Genomic DNA, 17,638 nt, shown 5'->3' with positions numbered 1-17,638 from the left:
CACCTTCCTGGAGCCATAGAAATGGCTGCAATTTAAGTCAGGAACGTTTCAAGCCGATGACACAAAGTTCCGGGATTGTGGGTCAGCTCAATTCCAGCCAGATCGGCGCATGGTCTGACGGTTTTTCCATGCCGCGCAGGTCGTAGTCGACGCCTGCTGCCTTGATTCGTGGCACCAGCCCCTGGGAGGCAAGGATCACGTCAATGCGCAGGCCACGCTTGGGCTCGTCTTCAAAGCCGCGGCTGCGGTAGTCAAACCAGCTGAAACGGTCGGCCACATCCGGATGCAGGTAACGGAAGCTGTCTACCAATCCCCAACCCTTGAGGCGCTCCAGCCATTCGCGCTCTTCCGGCAAAAAGCTGCACTTGCCGGTTTTCAGCCAGCGCTTGGCGTTGTCCGGGCCAATGCCGATATCACAGTCTTGTGGCGAAATATTGATGTCGCCCATCACCACCAACGGTTGTTCGTTGCTGAACCGGCTTTCGAGCAACTGCTGCAGGTCGCTGTAGAAACGCTGTTTGGCCGGGAACTTGGTAGGGTGATCGCGGCTTTCGCCCTGTGGGAAGTAACCATTCATGATGGTGACAGGTTGGCCGTTTTCGTCAGCGAAAGTGCCCCAGATAAAACGCCGCTGTGCGTCTTCTTCATCGCTGGCAAAGCCTTTGTGCAGTTCCAGGGGCGCCTGACGCGAGAGCAAGGCCACCCCGTAATGGCCTTTTTGGCCATGATAGTGAACGTGGTAGCCCAGCGCTTCGATGTCGGCGAGGGGGAACTGGTCGTCATGGACTTTGGTTTCTTGCAGGCCGATCACGTCAGGCTGATGTTTCTCGATCAGCGCTGCCAGCTGATGCGGCCGAGCGCGCAGGCCATTGATGTTGAATGAAACGATTTTCATGGGCGGGCAGTCCTGAGCAAAACTGCGATGCTAGCTGCCAGCGTGCAGTAGGGCAAATGCACTGCTAACGTAGGATGCACTTGGCCATGATTGAACTGTTGTGGCCCTCGGGGGTTCGTACCCATTGGAAGCGCCGCTATTGAGGCCGCGCCGGGGAGGTTGATCGCATGACGCAAACGTCGAACGCCACCAGTCAGATTCAGTTGCTCGACAGTGGTTATTCAAGAGAAGCGCGTTCCTTGCTGTATCAGGCTTATCGCCATGAGCCGACGTTTCGCTTTCTGTTCAACGCCGAGCGCAGTGGTTACGAGCAGCGGGTTCGGGCTACGGTACGGGAGTTGGTCAAACAGCATTTTCTGCAGGATTTGCCAGCGCTGGGGTTGCTGGTGGACGACCGTCTGTTGGGCATTGCCCTGATTGCACCACCGCAACGGCGCCTGGGTATCACTGAAAGCTGGGCGTGGCAGTTGCGCATGGTGCTCAGTACCGGCTTGAACTGTACGAGGCGCTATCTGGCCTATCACGAGGCGGTGCAGGCCTGCGTTCCGGGGGATGCGGTGCATATGCTGCCGTTGGTGGGCATTCACCCCGAGTTCCAGGGTAAGCACTACGGTGAACAGTTGCTTGAAGCGGTGCATAACTGGTGCGCCGAGGATGAGCATTCCGAAGGCGTGGTACTCGACACCGGCAACCCGCATTACCTGGAGTTCTACAAACGCCAGGGCTATGTGGAAATCGGTGAAGTTGCCATTGGGCCCGTTGTGGAACATGTGTTCTTCCATGCCAATCCGCAGGTGTCGCATACAGCAACGGCCTGAAGACGAAATTTTTGCCCGTTGGCGCGCTCTATGAGCCCCCCAGCCCGTGATAGCATCCGCGCCTATGAAGTTCTCAGGAAGATTTACCAGTGGTGTTGTCCTGCTGCTCAGCAGCTTTGCGGTGTCTGCCCAAAGCGAGTTGGTGGTCAGAGTCAAACCGGCAAACGATGCCCTCAAGGCCAACGTGGAAGGCTACATAGGCAGCCTCGGTGATCGTGACGAGAAAGCGTTATTGCGCTTTCAACGTGGCGCTCAGGAGCAGGCCCTTAAAGCTTCCCAGGCCTTGGGCTACTACCATCCCTCTATAGAAGCCGAGGTCAAACCCGGCGATCCGCCGCGTCTGGTGTTGAGCATTGATCCCGGCGAACCGGTGCATCTGCGCAACGTCAACGTGCGCGTCGAAGGCCCGGCAGCCGCTCTTAAAGCCTTTCAAATTCCGGCCAGTGATGATCTGAAACCGGGTGCGGTGCTCAATCAGGGCAATTACGAAGACGCCAAGCGAATGATTCAAAACCGTGCCCTGCGTTACGGTTTTTTCAACGGCAAATTTACTCAGCACGAACTTCTTGTCGACCCCAAGGGCGGGTTTGCGGATATCAATCTGGTCTACGAAAGCGGGCCGCGTTTTTTGCTTGGCAAAGTCACTTTTGCGGGCGATGCACCTTTTGACCAAACCCTGCTGGACCGCATGGTGCCTTTCAAGCCGGACACCCCTTACGACTCTGAACTGGTCGCCGAACTCAATCAGAATCTGCAAAGCAGTGGTTATTTTGAAGTCGTGCGCGTCGATGCCGCGCCCAGTACCGCAGTGGGGCAAGTGATTCCGATTGATGTTGATCTGGAAACCCGCAAGCCGCGCACCATGACCCTGGGCCTTGGCTATTCGACCGACACCGGAGCCCGTGGCAAAGCCAGCTGGATGCGCCACTGGGGCAATCCCCGGGGCGACAGTTATGGCTTTGAATCCGAAATTTCCCAGCCCAAGCAAAACGTCGGCGCCTGGTATGACATTCCGCTGGATCCGCCTTTGACCGACAAGCTGCGCCTTGCCGCGGGCTATCAAAACGAAGAAATCGCCAACACCGATACCCTGAGCAAGCTGCTCACGGTCGGCCCCGAGTGGCACAGCAAACTGGACAACGGCTGGACGCGAATCGTATCGCTCAAATGGCAGCACGAAGAATACCGTCTGGGCGACGACTCGGGTCTTAGCACCCTGTTGATGCCGGGTGTCAGCTATTCGGTATTGCGCAGTGACAACCGTATTGATCCCAGCCACGGCTACAGCGTGGTCACGGAGATGCAAGTGGCCAAGGAGGGGCTGTTGTCCGATACCAACCTCTTTCATGGTGATGTGAAGTTCAAGGCATTGACCACGTTGTGGGACAAACACCGCTTTTTGGGGCGGATTCAGTTTGGCGGCAGCGCCACCAACGGCTACAAGTCGATTCCGCCGTCCCTGCGCTTTTTCGCCGGTGGTGATCAAAGCGTGCGTGGCTATGACTACCAGAGCCTGTCACCGAGAAACGCAGAAGGTGATCGTATCGGCGGGCGCTACATGCTGGCCGGCAGTCTCGAATATCAGTATCAATTCGCCGAAAAATGGCGTTGGGCGACCTTTGTCGATCAGGGCAATGCGTTCAATACGCTGGACTTCCCGAGTCTGAAAACCGGGGTCGGCGTGGGTATTCGCTGGATCTCGCCGGTAGGCCCGATTCGTCTGGATCTGGCCCATGCGCTGGATAACGATGGCGGTGTTCGTTTGCATTTCTCGATGGGGCCAGAACTGTGATTCGTGGTTTGAAAATAGCGGGTCTGGTGCTGTTGGCGTTGGTGCTGCTGGTGGTGGTGAGCGTGGGCGTGATTCTCGGTACGCAGGCGGGCAGCCGCTGGGTGCTGGGTCAGGTGCCAGGCTTGCAGGTTGAAAATTTTGCCGGTCGTCTGGGCGGTCAGTGGGGCGCCGATCACCTGTTGTGGGAGCAAGGCACCAGTCGGGTAGAGGTCAGCAGGCCCATATTTGCCTGGTCGCCGGGTTGCCTGGCCCGTATGACCCTGTGTATCGATCAGTTGCAGGCCGAGACTATCAGCCTGCAATTCCCGCCCAGTGAAGACAGCAGCAGCGGTCCGGTCAGTCTGCCGGAACTGAAACTGCCCCTGGCGATTGAGGTGGGGGTCGTCAAAGTCGGCAATGTGCTGTTCAACGGCATCGAACAGCTCAAAGGCATGCAGATGTCGGCGCAGTGGACAGCCAAGGGCCTGGAAATCGAGTCGGTACAGGTCGAGCGTGAAGACCTGAACGTTGAATTATCCGGGTTGCTACAACCCTATGGCGATTGGCCGTTGACCCTGCAAGGCACTATCAGCCTGCCTGCACCGGACGACAAACCGCTGGAGGTGGTGCTCAAGGTTGAAGGCAATCTGCGCACCACCCTCAACCTTGCGGCCGACACCAGCGGGTATCTCACTGCACACCTGACGGGAGAGATCCAGCCGTTGGCGGACAATCTGCCGGCGCAGTTGAAAATCACCGCCGAGCCGTTCAAGGCCAGCCCTGATCTGCCGGATACCCTGGTGCTCAATCAGCTGTTGCTGACGGCCAAGGGCGATCTTAAAGACGGTTATGAACTCAATGGCAGCGCCACATTGCCCGCTGAAAAAGAGCCGGTGAATCTGCTGCTCAAAGGTCGGGTAGATGCCAAGGGCGCGCAAATCGCAGCGCTGGACTTGACCGCCAATCCGCTGCAGCGCTTGAAGCTGTCAGGGCAAGTGGACTGGCAGGAGGGTTTGAGTGCCGAGGCGAAAATCGACTGGCTGGAATTCCCGTGGCACAACCTGTACCCGGTGATCGACAAGCCCGATGTGGATTTGCGCAAGTTTGTCGGCGAAGTGTCCTATCGCGATGGCAATTATCTGGGCAACTTCCAGGCCGATCTCGATGGCCCAGCAGGCAAGTTCAGCCTCGGCAGCCCGTTCAGCGGCGATCTGGGCAAGATATTTTTGCCACAGCTGAAACTGGTCGCCGGGCAGGGCAAGGCCGAGGGGCACGTCAATGTGCAGTTCGCCGAGGGTGTGGCCTGGGACACGGCACTGGACTTGAGTGCCATCAACCCTGCGTATTGGGTGGCCGAATTGCCCGGTACGCTGGCAGGCCCGCTGCGCAGCAAAGGCTCGTTCAAAAATGAGCGTCTTGAGCTGGATGCCAACCTTGATCTCAAAGGCCGTTTACGCGGCTTGCCAGCCGTGTTGCAGGCCAAGGCCAACGGTGCGGGAGAAGCCTGGACGCTCAGTGCGCTGGATATTCGCCTGGGTGATAACCGGATCAATGGCACCGCCACATTGCAGCAGCAACTCAAGGCCCAACTGGATCTCAACCTGCCGCGTCTGGGGCAGCTCTGGCCGCAACTGCGTGGCCAGCTCAAGGGGCGTGTCGATGCTGGGGGCACCCTGAAAGCGCCCCAAGGCACGGTGAAGCTTAATGGCCAGCAGTTGGCTTTCGCCGATAATCAGCTGCAAAACCTGACCCTGGATGCCAACCTCGATCGAAATCAGCGTGGCCGCCTTGACCTCAAGGGCAGCGGGATTCAGGTCGGGGACACCCAGCTCGGGGTGCTGACCGCCAACGCCAGTGGCGATATCAAGCGCCAGCAGCTCAAGCTGGGTCTGCAAGGGCCGATGCTGCAACTGGCCCTGGCACTGGATGGCGGCCTGGACAAGGACAATTGGCGCGGTCGATTGGCCAGCGGTGACGTCAAGGCCGGTGGGCAGGCCTGGGTGCTGCAAAATCCGGCAAGGCTGGAGCGTCTGGCCGATGGCCGAGTCAATCTGGGCCCGCAGTGCTGGATTTCAGGCCCGGCCAGTTTGTGCAGCGAAGAACAGCGTTTGATGCCTGATCCAAAACTGCGCCTGCACCTCAAGCAGTTCCCCCTCGACAGCCTGGCCGAGTGGCTGCCCAAGGACTTTCAATGGCAGGGCGACCTCAATGCCGATGTGATACTGGACCTGCCTGCCAGCGGGCCCAAAGGTCAGATCGTGGTCGATGCCAGCGGTGGCACGCTGCTCTTCAAAGACAAGGGCCAGTGGGTCGACTTCCCGTACCAGGCGTTCAAGCTGACCAGCAACCTGACCCCCAACCGTGTCGATTCCCGACTGGATTTCGACGGTGGCAAGCTGGGGCAATTGATGCTGTCGGCACGAATCAATCCGCTGCCTAAAAGCAAACCGATCAGCGGGGAGTTTCGCCTGACCGGGCTGGACATCTCGATGATCCGTCCGTTTGCGCCGATGGTAGAAAAGCTCACCGGTCAGTTGAACGGTACGGGCACCATTTCGGGGGCTTTGCTGGCGCCCCATGTCATCGGTAATGTGGCCCTCAGTGAGGGTGAAATCTCAGGACCGCAGTTGCCGACCAACTTCGAAAATGTGCAGCTTTCGGTGGCTATCAACGGCGAGACAGCCCTGCTCAATGGCGGCTGGACCAGCGGCGAGAAAGGACAGGGCAGCGTCAGCGGTAATGTGGCGTGGGGCCAGAACATGGCGGTCAACGTCCTGGTCAAGGGCAACAACCTGCCGGTAACGGTCGAGCCCTACGCCAAGCTGGAAGTCGCTCCGGATCTGAAAATCACCCTCAGTCCCGACAACACGTTGTTGATCGCGGGTCGGGTCAATGTTCCCAAAGGTGAAATCGTAGTTCGCGAATTGCCGCCTTCAACGGTGAAGGTTTCGGATGACACGGTCATCGTGGGCCAGCAGACCGCTGATGAGGCGTCGCCGATGCAGGTCGACATGGATATCACCGTGGTGGTGGGCCAGGAACTGCTGACGTTCTCGGGATTTGGTCTGAGCGCCGATCTGGCGGGGCAGGTCCATATCGGCAACAACCTGGATACCCGCGGTGAGTTGCGCCTGAACAATGGTCGCTACCGTGCCTATGGCCAGAAGCTGACCATTCGCCGGGCGCGTCTGTTGTTTGCAGGGCCGATCGATCAGCCTTATCTGGATATCGAAGCGATTCGCCAGACTGACGACGTGATCGCGGGTATCCGTTTGACGGGCAGCGCCGAACAGCCAACCACGCAAATATTCTCGGAGCCGGCCATGAGCCAGGAGCAGGCGTTGTCGTACCTGATTCTGGGGCGTCCGCTGACAGGCACCGGCGAAGATGAAAACCTGCTGGCACAAGCAGCCCTGGGCCTGGGGTTGTTGGGTAGCTCGGGGATCACCACCAGTTTGGCGAATCATTTGGGGATCAAGGAGTTTGAACTCGACACCGAAGGCAGTGGCAACAACACGTCTGTGGTGGCCAGTGGCAAGATCAACGAGCGCCTGAGCGTGCGTTACGGGGTGGGTGTGTTTGAACCTGCCAGCACCATTGCCTTGCGTTACAAATTGAGCAAGCGGGTGTATGTCGAAGTGGCGAGCGGCTTTGCGAGCTCGCTGGATATCTTCTACAAGCGGGACTTCTGACCTGCTGTGAAATGTGACTCCCCACCCTGTGTGAAAGCGGGCAAGCCCGCTCTCACAAGGGCAGGGGGCGTTTCAGTAACGGTTGTAATAGCCTGGACCGCCATCATGATGACGGTGACCGTCATGCCATCCATGGCCTGGAAAAAACACGCATCCGCTCATGGCCAGGATGAGCAACAACGGAACCAGCCTGGTGACTCGACGTAACATGTGTGGATCCTCATGGTTAGAGCCATAGCAGCTAAAAAACTGTTCTGGCTGTAAGATGAGACCTCGAATGTTTCAATTTATTATCGAAAACCGAACATATTTGTCAGGTCCCGGTTTTCGCTTTCAGACTTACTTTCAGGAACAGGTTATGACCCCTTCGCAGCGCTTGAAATACTCGATTTTGATTTCACTGGTGGTTCTGGGAATCATGTTTGGTCTTTCGTACATGCAAAACGCCGGCATGATCACTGAAAAAATGTTCCAGTACGTCGCTATCGGCGTGGCCGTGATCGTGGTTGTGATCAATGGCGTGATGCGCCGCAAGACCAAGATTTAAGCGTCGATCTTCCCTGTCAAAACGGCTTCAGCCTGCGGATGCAGGCTGTAGCTCTTGTCGCTGTTGAGCACCACCACCCCTTCGCTGCACAAGCGCTTGAGTACCTCGCGCACACTCAGAAATGACAGTGGAATATCCAGTGCCTGCAAATGGCTGTGCATGCCCCGCACCCCCAGCCTGCGATCATTGCCGGCAGCCGTGAGCAGTGCGTCAATGACCTTGAGGCGCACCAGGCTGGTACGCAGCCCGAAGCACTTGAGTAAGTGGCGAATCCGTTCGTTGCCCTGCAAGGGAGTCAGCGTTTGCAACAACCCCGAATCGGGCTGGAAAGCTGCGTCGCGATGCTGGTGGCTACCATCCGTTGGTATGTGCTGGTTGTGCATGCAAAAAACTCCTTTTCAGAGCCTGATCAGGAAAAAATAAAAAAGCGCTCTTGGTTAACTAGACGAATGAGCGGCTGAAATCATGAACATTGGAATGTAGAAATTTTGTCGTGAATTCATCTCAAACGCGTACGCGTCCAGTGTGGACGGGGGTTTGGACTGAATATTAAATTTTTTTAATCTGTGCGGTCTTTCACAGACACGCTGAGTTTAGGGCCGGGCGTTCAGCACCGGCGAGCCTTGCGCATTGATGCTCAGGTACACCGGCAAGACCTTGGGCAGGGACGTGACCAGGTGATCGATTTCGCGAGTATTGAACACCCCGCCGATACGCAGCTTGCCCGTGGCGCTGTCGACCACGGAAAGAGGGCGATCCAGGTAGCGGTTGATCAGGGGCAGGGCATCGGCCAGTGACAGGTTGTCGAGTACCAGCTTGCCGTTACGCCACGCCAGATCCGGCGTGCCGGCTGGGGTCTGGCTGATCTGCGCTGCGTAGTCTCCCGCCTTGTAGCGCGCCTGCATCCCCGGCTCCAGACGCAAGCCGTCGCCACTCAGGCTCTTGTTGCTGGTCACCAGCACGGAGCCCTCCAGCAGCGTGACCCGTACCTGATCCTCGTACATCCACACATTGAACTGGGTGCCTGTGACCCGAACCTGTCCCTCTGCGGCCCGGACCAGGAACGGGTGCGAGGCATCATGGCTGACCTTGAAAAACGCTTCGCCCTTGCTCAGGGTCACCCGGCGTTCATCCTTGAAGTTGCTGAACGTCAGGTGTGTACCCAGATTGAGCTCGACTTGACTGCCATCGGGCAGTGTCACCGTCTGCGCGCTGGTATCGGCCGCAAAGCGTTCATGGGCATTGGGAATCCAGCCCAGCTGCCAGCCGCTGTAAGCCGCTACCGGGGCGGCGAGCAGAGTGATGGCAGCGGCCACGGCAACACGCTGCCAGGCGCTTCGACGTGGCGCGCTGGGCAATGCAACCACCCGGGCCTCGGCAGGCGCGGAGCGCGTCAGGTGCTCACTGACATCCCAGATGTCCAGCATCGCTTCATATTCAACGGCGTGTCGGGGATCGGCATTTAGCCACGCAGCAAAAGCTTCACGTTCCTGGTGTGTGCAATCGGGCTCGTGCAAACGCATGCACCACTGAGCCGCAGCTTCAGTGATGGCATCGTTTTCGGCTTCTGTGGGGCGTGCTTCACTCATTGAATTTTCCAGGTTTTGCGCATTCTAACCCCGCACTGGAGGTAACGAGAACATGAGCCAGGTCAAAAGCATGTCAATTAGCCTTATGGCCGGGATTTTCTCTGCTACGGTTGTTCCAGTCACATTGAGTACCAGACGCAACATCAATTAATGGAGTTAAGACAATGTTGAAGAAAACCTTTGCTGCTGTGATCACTACTGCTGCTTTGTTGAGTGCCGGTGCAGCGATGGCTCAGCCTGTTGACCCCAACTGGGCATTCTCCAAAGAACTGGTAGAAGTGCTCAAGAACAAGAACGGCTACACCGTGATCAAGAAAATCGAAGCTCAGGATCCTGCCGCCGGCATCTGGAAAGCAGAAGGGATCAAGAAGGTCGATGGCCTGGAATATGAAATTATCTTCGATTCGACCGGCAAGGTGATTTCCGAGAAGAAAGACTGATTCTCTTCACCTGAGACGAATCGCTCGCTGAGCGTTTTAACCCGGCCCTGATCGTAACGTTTGACAGGGCCGGGTGTTTTTACCCCCGCTTTAATTGTTGCGCTTGTGCTGCGACAACCAGTGTTCCCGGGTCATTTCCCACAGGTCGCAGGTAAACCTGCCGCTGACAAAGTCCTTTTCTTCGCTGCTGACCCAATGCATTCCGCCCCGTTCGGAAATTCGTCGCGACGCCACATTGGGGGCGGCTTTTGGCACCCGCATGCGTTCGCGCCCCAAGGTCTCGAACCAAAAGCGGTCAACTGTCCCGCACGCTTCGCTCATCAGGCCCTGGCCTTGCCACTGCGGTGCCAGCCAGAATCCACGATTGTTGTCGACGGCATCCATCAAACTGATACAGCCAATCAATTCGTCAGGCTGCGACAACAGGCGAATCGTCCAGTGCCACTCTTCGCCGCGTGCAATGGCCGGTAACGCGACATCGCGCAAATAGTCCATTGCTCCATGGGCTGGATAGGGCCAGGGCACGAATGCATTCAAGTAGCGCACGACCTCCCACTGGGCAAAGTGTTTCTGGACCGCGGGAGCGTCACTCAGTTGCAGTGGCTGCAGTATGAGTCGCTGGGTCTGCAATGTGGGTGAGGTCTGCATGGGGGGATGGCTCCTTGCCAATGGTTTGAGTCGAGAGTACCGCCCAATGGCACCCATAAAAAAGCCCCCGTTAAACGGAGGCCTGGTAGATCGTTACCTCAGGAGCGGGTATTAGCCGTTGCTGCAACCATTACCCATCACACGGTACTCGAGAATATGACGCTGACCCTGATGGTCTTCGTAAGTCATTTGCGCCGGTACAACTTCGCAGACATCCGCGATGGGTGTCACGCTGATGACAGTGGCAATATCAAGGTCGGTGGCGTAAGTGTAATGTTCAACAGCCGGTTGTTGTGGCGCAACTTTAACGTCGTCAGCCGCCGCCAGTGTTGAGAAAGCAAGGAGAGCAAGAACAATCAAACGTTTCATTATCGAGGCCTTAAAACAATCACGTATCACTGACTTCAATTGCCGGTTTGGCGGGAGAAGTTATTACGTCATTGGGGGAGCGTGACGCAATACGAAGTACCGTGCCCTGTTTCAATGTTGCGTTGAGGGATGAACATAGAATACGCCCCTTGCACAGTGATTAAAGTCACAAGATCGCCAAGCAGTCTTTCCAGATCAGTAACAATCTTCATTGTTTTGTCGACGCCCAATAAAAAGCCCCCTCTGAAGAGGGGGCTGGGGTCGCATCCGTGGGTGCAGCCACTGAGAATCAGTGCGAACTGCAACCGTCGCCCATAGCCTTGTATTCAAGGGTGTGACGCTGGCCCTGGGAGTCTTCATAGATCATGGTCGCCGGTACGACTTCACACACATCGGGAATGGTCGACAGGCTGATGACCCGTGCAATATCCAGTTTTGTGCCATAGCTGTACGATTCGACAGTTGAAGACTGGACGGCGGAAGTTTCACCTGCAACGGCCAGCGTTGCAAAGCCAGCAAGAACAAGTGCAATTAAAGTTTTCATGTTAAGGCCTCTAAAGTAATCAAGCGTTAAAACTGACTGACTTCATTTGCCGGTGAGGCGGGAAGAAGTTACGGCACCTGTCAAAGTTGTCATGTGCGTACGAAGATACCGTGTATCTGTGTCAATCAATGTTTGAAGCATGTAAGCAATGTTACGCTGATCCACCCAAGGAAAAAGAGTGGATGGCAAAACGCTCTGTTACCGCTCGGGTAACAATGTGGTGGTGGTGTGGCTTTTTTCAAGTGCTCCGTGTGTCTCCTTGCTGGCATACTGGCACCTCTGATTCTGGAGTCAGTCATCCGTATGAATATCGAGTCGCCCCTCAGTGCGTATCAACAGGCCATCGAGCTGCAGGGGTTTGTCCATGACCCTGCCCAGTGGGTTGCAGTCCAAGCGCTGCAACGCTGCCATGAGGCCCTGCACTCAGGGGCGCAGCCGGTTAATGGCGTGTATCTGTGGGGGCCGGTGGGGCGGGGTAAAACCTGGTTGATGGATCGTTTCTACCAAAGCCTGCAGGTGCCGGCCCGGCGCCAGCATTTCCATCATTTCATGCAATGGGTGCATCAGCGCCTGTTCCAGCTGACCGGGACCGCAGACCCGCTCAAAGCCTTGGCCAAAGGCCTGGGCGAGGAAGTGAAAGTGCTGTGTTTTGACGAACTGTTCGTCAATGACATTGCCGATGCGATCATCCTTGGTCGCTTGTTTCAGGTCATGTTCGACGAAGGAGTGGTGCTGGTCTGCACCTCTAACCAGCCACCTGAAGACCTCTACGGTCATGGCTTCAATCGGGATCGCTTTGCACCCGGGATTACTGCCATTCTCAAGCATATGGACGTCGTTTCGGTGAACGGCATTGAGGACCATCGCCTGCACCCCGGCATTGCTCATCAACGTTATTGGGTGACTGATACGGGTCAGCCGAGTGCGATTGAACCGGTGTTCAAGGAGTTGACCCAAGGGCAGGCGGTGTCAGACCAGCCCATTGCCGTGGGCCATCGTTCGTTGAATGTGGTGCAGGCCAGCGATGCAGTGTTGTGGTGCAACTTTCACGAACTGTGCGAGCAGCCACTGGCCGCTACGGAGTTCATGGAAATCTGTGACCGTTACAAGGTGATGTTGCTCAGCGGCGTGCCCTGCCTGAGTGCCGAACAGCGCGAGGGCAAAATTGCCCGAGGTACGGAAGACGGCGCGGTGAAAGTCGAGGCCGGTGATCGTGAACTGCCGCAGTTGTCCAAATACGATGACAGCGTGCGGCGTTTCATTGCGCTGATCGACGAGTGCTACGACCGCAAAGTACCTGTGTGCATCGAAGCCCAAGTGCCGATGGATCAGCTCTACACCCAGGGTTATCTGGAGTTCGCCTTTCGCCGGACCTTGAGCCGGCTGCAGGAAATGCAATTGCAGCGGTTTGGTCTCTAACCACCTTGCGTAGCAGCTGCCGCAGGAACGAGGCTGCGCAGCAGTCGTAAAATCAGTGAATGCGTTGCACTGGATACGCCTGCGGACTTGGATTTTACGACCGCTTCGCGCTCGGACGCAGCCTCGTTCCTGCGGCAGCTGCTACGGGTGCAGTAGCATGGCTGTTGTCCAGTGCTGTAGCGCCCCAACCGCCCCCCATTGCCTTGTATAACGCAATACTGGCTTGCAGCCTCGCCAGGCGCAGCTGTACGTGCTGGTCCTGGGCCTGATACAGCGTGCGCTGGGTTTCCAGCACCGTCAGCAGCATCTCGGCACCGGCCCTGTAGCGGTTTTGCGCGATATCGAAGGCCAGTTGCGCCTGCTTGAGCTCTTCATCCTGCCATTGACGTTGCTGGTCCAGGCCGCTGGCGCTGTTGAGAGCTTTTTCGACGTCGGCAAAAGCGCTGATGATGCTTGCCCGATAGGTTTGCAGCAGTTCTTGCTGGCGGGCGGTGGCTTTGTCGCGTTCGGCGCCGAGACGGCCATTGTTGAAAATCGGCGCCACCAGCCCGGCGGTGAGGGTGTAGAACGGGCTGCGCAGGATATCGCTGAATCGATCTGCCCCCGAGCCCAGGCTGGCGCTCAGGGTCAGACTGGGCAACATGGCGGCGCGGGCGACAGTGATATCGGCCCGGGCGGCGACAAGCCTGGCTTCGGCGCTTGCGATATCAGGGCGTCGATTCAGTAACTCACTGGGCAGCCCGGCGCCAATGGCAGGCCAATGCAGACTTGCGAAAGGCGTATCGCCCACTCTCAGGTTCTGAACGGGCTGGCCGAGCAGGACGGCGAGGGTGATCCGGGCCTCTCGGGCCTGTTGCTCCACCCGCGGGACCTGGCGTTGCTGACTGGCAACCAGGCTTTGTTGCTGGGCCAGTTCCAGGGCGGTTGCCGAACCCGCGTCATGACGGGTCTGTACGACCTGCAGCACGCTTTGCGCATTGGCCAGATTGAGTCGGGCAATGCGCAGTTGTTCATCCAGTGCCAGGGTCTGGACGTAACTGTTGGCGACGCCGCTGAGCAGCGTCAGCTCAACGGTGTCCCGATCAAATTCACTGGCCTTGAGTGCCTGCAGCGCGCTGTCGTGGGCCGCTGCCTTGCCACCCCAGAAATCGACCTCATAACTGGCGCTCAGGCGGGCATCGAAATAGTCCACCGCCTTGTTGTCGTCGCCGGTATCCAGCTGGCTGTAGCCGTTGCCGCGCAACAGTTTTTCACGATTGGCGGTGCTGCCCACTTTTACCTCGGGCAGCAACGGTGCTCCGGCAATCACGGCAGAGGCTCGGGCTTGCTGCACCCGCGCCATTGCCGCGGCCAAGTCGTAGCTGGCAAGCCGCGCCTGGTTGATCAGATGATCCAGGTCGGAGCTGCCAAACTGTTGCCACCATTGTTGATTGACCTGATGGCGGGTCTGGACCTGTGCCGATTGCCAGGTTGCTGGCGCGATGACGTCGTTGTGGTCGTCAGGTGTGGAATGGCTGCATGCGCTCAGTAGCAGGCACAGGGTCAACAGGCTCAAGGACGGCTTCATCGATAGATCATTCACTGGTTAGGGCCGTGACCGGGTCGAGCCGGGCAGCTTTGCGGGCCGGCATAAAGCCGAAAATGACGCCGGTTACCAGCGCGCAACCAAAGGCGCCGAGGACTGCGGCCAGGGAGAACGCAACGGCAACATCGCACAGCAACAGCACCCCGCCGACCATAAAGGCCAGGGTGATGCCGGCGACGCCGCCAACCACCGACAGCATCAGGGCCTCGGTCAGAAACTGGCGCAGAATGTCCCGCTGACGAGCGCCGGTGGCCATGCGGATGCCGATTTCGCGGGTGCGCTCGCGCACGGTCATCAGCATGATGTTCATCACCCCGATGCCACCTACCAGCAGCGAGATGGCGGCAATCGAACCGAGCATCAGCGACAGGGTGTTACGGGTTTTGGCTTCGGCCTGGATCATCGCCGCGTTGTTGGTGATTTCGAAGTCCCGTGTACCGTGGTGCAGCTTGAGCATCAGTTGCTCAATGGCCTTTTCGGTTTGCTGGACCCTGCTGGCATCCGCAGCCGCGATGACCACGTATTCCGGATTGTGGCTGCCGAACAGGCGCACGCTGGCAGCGGAGTAGGGCACCACGATGCGCGTGTCGCTGTCCGAGTCACCGGAGCTGGCGCCTTTTTCGGCCAGGACGCCGACCACGCGAAACGGCACGTTTTCCAGCAGGATGTACTGGCCGATCGGGTTGGGCACATCCTTGAGGACTTTATCGCGCACCTTCTTGCCAATCACCGCCACGGCGGCCGCGGCGTTTTCGTCGGCCTGGGTGAAGAAGCTGCCTTGCACCACCGGCCAATTGAAGATGGCCGAGAAGTCGATGCCGTTGCCGCCGGTGTACATCGTGTGGTCGACATTGCCGAAACGCACGCCGATTTCGGCGCCATTGACCGGCATGATCATTTTGACCTGGGGCAAGGTCGACAGGGCCGCCACGTCGTTGAGGGTGATGATGCCCAACGGTGCCCTTGGTCTGGGTGGCATGCCGCTGAGGTAAATAATGTTTGAGCCAAAGGCGCCCATTTCGGCCATCACCTGGCGCTTGCTGCCTTCACCCACCGCCAGCATGACCACGACAGAAGCCACCCCGATGACGATGCCGAGCAGCGTCAGTGCGGTGCGGAAACGGTTGATCCACATCACCCGCCAGGCGGCATGAACCGCATCGACCAGCTCGCCTTTCCAGGCGCCCCGCGCTTCGCTGCCTTCGCTCAGGCGCTTGCGCAGGTCGATGGCCTGCAAGGCGTCGAGGTTGTCGTTCGTGGGGGGTTGCTTGCCGTTGGCACTGTCGCTGATCACTTCACCATCGCGCACCTCGATGATCCGGTTGGCCCGTGCTGCCACTTCACGATCATGGGTGATCAGGATGACGACGTGCCCCTGACTCGCCAGTTCGTCGAGCAAGGTCATGACCTCGGCGCCGCTGTGGCTGTCGAGGGCGCCGGTGGGTTCGTCGGCGAGAATGATATGCCCGCCGTTCATCAAGGCACGCGCGATGGACACCCGCTGTTGCTGGCCTCCGGACAACTGGTGCGGGCGATTGGCGGTGCGCTCGGCCAGCCCCAGGCGGTCGAGCAGGGCGGCGGCGCGTGCATGGCGTTCAGCGGCCGGGGTGCCAGCATAGATGGCCGGCATTTCGACGTTCTCCTGGGCCGAGGCCGAGGGAATCAAGTGGTAGCCCTGGAACACGAAACCAAAGGCTTCGCGGCGCAGCCAGGCCAGTTCGTCACTGTCGAGGTGGGCGACGTCTTCGCCAGCAAACAGGTAGCGGCCTGACGTTGGGCGGTCGAGGCAGCCAAGGATGTTCATCAGGGTTGACTTGCCCGAACCCGAAGCGCCGACGATGGCGACAAACTCCCCGGCATGAATCGACAGGCTGATGCCCTTGAGCACGTGAACTTCGGGAGTATCGATGCCGCCGTAGACCTTGCGAATCGCTTGCAGGTCGATCAAGGGAGTGGGCATTTAACCTCCGCTGCCGGTAGCGGGGCCGATCAGCAAGTGATCGCCTTCATTCAAGCCGTCGATGATCTCGAGGCGAAGACGGTCGCTGATGCCGGTGCGGATCTCGCGGGGCTCGACCTTGCCGTTTTCAGTCACGACGTGGGCGGTCTGGCGGTTGTCCTGCGTGGTGCCCTGCAGCGCGATGATCGGGGCCAGCAGTACGTTCCGGGCCTGGTCGGCGACGAAGAATACCTGGGTGGTCATCTCGGGCATCAGAGCCTGATCGGTGTTGTCGACATCCAGCAGCACGGTGTACAGCACAACCCGGGCGCTGCCGCTTTTGCTGGCGGGGCTGCCGCCGCCTTGACTGGTCTCGTTGAGGGGTTTGGGCGGTACGGGCAGGACTTGGCGCACGGTGCTGTTCCAGCGCCTGTTGCCGCCACTCAAGGTCGTGAACCAGGCGTGCATGCCGGGTTTGACATGGCCGATATCAGCTTCCGACACTTCGGCCCACACCGTCATGGGCGAGAGTTTGGCAATGCGCAGAATCAGCGGCGTTTGCTGTTGGGCATTGAGGGTCTGACCCTCGCGGGCATCCAGTGCTACCACGGTGCCGGACATGGGCGCATAGATGCGGGTGTAACCCAGCTCGGCTTCATCACTGCGCAAACTGGCCCGGGCCTGACTGATCTGGGCCTCGAACATGTTGATCCGGGCCTGGGTGGTTCGTACTTCAGCCCGTGCGGCCTGAACGTCCTCTTCGCGGGTGGCGCCGCCTTTGGCCAGATGTTGCTGGCGCTGAAACTTCTGTTTTGCCAGGTCATGCAGGGCGCGTTGCTCCTGCAACTGGGCCTTGAGATTTTCAATGGCAAAGCGGCTGGCATCGAGCTTGGCGGTCTGGGTGGAGGGGTCGATTTCGACCAGCAGCTGACCTTCTTTGACTTCAGTGCCGACGTCCACGTGAATGTTTTGAATTTGCCCTGATGCCTGCGCGCCAACGTCGACGTATTGCCGGGGCTGCAGAGTGCCCAGTGCGGTCACGCTGCTTTCGATATCGCCCCGGGTGACGGGCACGGTGTCATACGCGTCCCGTCCCGGGCTCAGTAATAGCCAGGCTAAAACGGCTGCGACCAGTAATAAACACAGGGTGACAAGCAGCGCACGGCGGGTCTGTCGAGGGCGTTTCATGGGGGGATCCAGCCAGTGAAAATCGGCCCGTCGTCATGCCTGAAGGGTCTAGGCAAACGCTGTCGCCCTGGCAACAGATACGGGGAGCTGTTGAGTAAACGAATGATTTGGCGGGGGATTTAGGTATTGGAGGATGCGTTTGTTACTGGATGTTTCAATAATGTTTAAGCGCGTGGGGTTTAAATCTATATGAG

Annotated in this window: 16 protein-coding genes; 6 read left to right on the top strand and 10 right to left on the bottom strand. The window is 58.3% G+C overall.

Annotated elements, in window-relative coordinates:
• Nucleotides 1-82: 82 nt before the first annotated feature.
• The gene (gene xthA, locus AACY07_RS23505) at nt 83-895 is read right to left on the bottom strand and encodes an exodeoxyribonuclease III (RefSeq protein WP_219262094.1); all 813 of its coding nucleotides are present in this window, start codon (nt 893-895) and stop codon (nt 83-85) included.
• A 167-nt stretch (nt 896-1,062) separates the two neighbouring features.
• Between xthA and AACY07_RS23500 the strand changes: the two genes are divergently transcribed.
• The 3 genes from AACY07_RS23500 (at nt 1,063) to AACY07_RS23490 (ending at nt 7,176) form a co-directional block, all read left to right on the top strand.
• Nucleotides 1,063-1,713, top strand: coding sequence for a GNAT family N-acetyltransferase (locus tag AACY07_RS23500; RefSeq protein ID WP_133077917.1), 651 nt, complete (start codon nt 1,063-1,065; stop codon nt 1,711-1,713).
• Between the two features lie 64 nt (nt 1,714-1,777).
• The gene (locus AACY07_RS23495) at nt 1,778-3,505 is read left to right on the top strand and encodes an autotransporter assembly complex protein TamA (RefSeq protein WP_339478097.1); all 1,728 of its coding nucleotides are present in this window, start codon (nt 1,778-1,780) and stop codon (nt 3,503-3,505) included.
• On the top strand, nt 3,502-7,176 hold the full coding sequence (locus AACY07_RS23490; protein ID WP_339478096.1) for a translocation/assembly module TamB domain-containing protein: 3,675 nt from the start codon (nt 3,502-3,504) through the stop codon (nt 7,174-7,176). Before AACY07_RS23495 ends, AACY07_RS23490 begins: the two co-directional genes overlap by 4 nt.
• A 72-nt stretch (nt 7,177-7,248) precedes the next feature.
• Here the strand turns inward: AACY07_RS23490 and AACY07_RS23485 are convergent, their stop codons facing one another.
• Entirely contained in the window at nt 7,249-7,386 is a 138-nt protein-coding gene (locus tag AACY07_RS23485; RefSeq protein WP_339478095.1) for a hypothetical protein, read from the bottom strand.
• Nucleotides 7,387-7,534: 148 nt separating this feature from the next.
• On the opposite strand from AACY07_RS23485, the gene AACY07_RS23480 reads away from it, so the two are divergent.
• Nucleotides 7,535-7,723: a hypothetical protein gene (locus AACY07_RS23480; RefSeq protein ID WP_019828355.1), complete on the top strand. Its 189-nt coding sequence runs from the start codon at nt 7,535-7,537 to the stop codon at nt 7,721-7,723.
• Here the strand turns inward: AACY07_RS23480 and AACY07_RS23475 are convergent.
• A complete protein-coding gene (locus tag AACY07_RS23475) occupies nt 7,720-8,106 on the bottom strand; it encodes a fe2+ zn2+ uptake regulation protein (RefSeq protein WP_339478094.1) in 387 nt (128 codons plus the stop codon). The two genes, AACY07_RS23480 and AACY07_RS23475, sit on opposite strands and share 4 nt — an antisense overlap.
• A 210-nt stretch (nt 8,107-8,316) precedes the next feature.
• The gene (locus AACY07_RS23470; RefSeq protein ID WP_339478092.1) at nt 8,317-9,312 is read right to left on the bottom strand and encodes a FecR family protein; all 996 of its coding nucleotides are present in this window, start codon (nt 9,310-9,312) and stop codon (nt 8,317-8,319) included.
• 164 nt (nt 9,313-9,476) lie between these two features.
• Here AACY07_RS23470 and AACY07_RS23465 point away from each other — a divergent pair, with 164 nt between their 5' ends.
• The gene (locus AACY07_RS23465) at nt 9,477-9,752 is read left to right on the top strand and encodes a PepSY domain-containing protein (RefSeq protein ID WP_016782369.1); all 276 of its coding nucleotides are present in this window, start codon (nt 9,477-9,479) and stop codon (nt 9,750-9,752) included.
• 90 nt (nt 9,753-9,842) lie between these two features.
• On the opposite strand, the gene AACY07_RS23460 is transcribed toward AACY07_RS23465, so the two are convergent.
• The 3 genes from AACY07_RS23460 to AACY07_RS23450 form a co-directional block, all read right to left on the bottom strand.
• Entirely contained in the window at nt 9,843-10,400 is a 558-nt protein-coding gene (locus AACY07_RS23460; RefSeq protein WP_339478089.1) for a GNAT family N-acetyltransferase, read from the bottom strand.
• Between the two features lie 111 nt (nt 10,401-10,511).
• Nucleotides 10,512-10,769 (bottom strand): DUF2790 domain-containing protein, encoded by a 258-nt coding sequence (locus AACY07_RS23455; RefSeq protein ID WP_339478087.1) that lies wholly within the window; start codon nt 10,767-10,769, stop codon nt 10,512-10,514.
• Nucleotides 10,770-11,058: 289 nt separating this feature from the next.
• Nucleotides 11,059-11,313, bottom strand: coding sequence for a DUF2790 domain-containing protein (locus AACY07_RS23450; protein ID WP_339478085.1), 255 nt, complete (start codon nt 11,311-11,313; stop codon nt 11,059-11,061).
• 303 nt (nt 11,314-11,616) lie between these two features.
• Between AACY07_RS23450 and zapE the strand changes: the two genes are divergently transcribed.
• Complete coding sequence (gene zapE / locus AACY07_RS23445; RefSeq protein ID WP_339478083.1) at nt 11,617-12,732, top strand: cell division protein ZapE; 1,116 nt, start codon at nt 11,617-11,619, stop codon at nt 12,730-12,732.
• Nucleotides 12,733-12,826: 94 nt separating this feature from the next.
• Here zapE and AACY07_RS23440 read toward each other — a convergent pair whose 3' ends face one another.
• Genes AACY07_RS23440 through AACY07_RS23430 form a run of 3 tightly spaced genes read right to left on the bottom strand, consistent with a single transcriptional unit; the run spans nt 12,827 to nt 17,444 of the window.
• The gene (locus tag AACY07_RS23440) at nt 12,827-14,299 is read right to left on the bottom strand and encodes an efflux transporter outer membrane subunit (RefSeq protein ID WP_339478080.1); all 1,473 of its coding nucleotides are present in this window, start codon (nt 14,297-14,299) and stop codon (nt 12,827-12,829) included.
• Between the two features lie 7 nt (nt 14,300-14,306).
• The gene (locus AACY07_RS23435; protein WP_339478078.1) at nt 14,307-16,277 is read right to left on the bottom strand and encodes a MacB family efflux pump subunit; all 1,971 of its coding nucleotides are present in this window, start codon (nt 16,275-16,277) and stop codon (nt 14,307-14,309) included.
• Nucleotides 16,278-17,444, bottom strand: a complete 1,167-nt coding sequence (locus AACY07_RS23430) for an efflux RND transporter periplasmic adaptor subunit (RefSeq protein ID WP_133077906.1) — start codon at nt 17,442-17,444, stop codon at nt 16,278-16,280.
• Nucleotides 17,445-17,638: the final 194 nt, after the last annotated feature.

This window comes from Pseudomonas sp. RL_5y_Pfl2_69, assembly GCF_963970465.1.
Taxonomy (GTDB): Bacteria; Pseudomonadota; Gammaproteobacteria; order Pseudomonadales; family Pseudomonadaceae; genus Aquipseudomonas.
The sequence above is the reverse complement of the archived record's forward strand: the minus strand, read 5'-3'. Positions and strand labels throughout refer to the sequence as shown.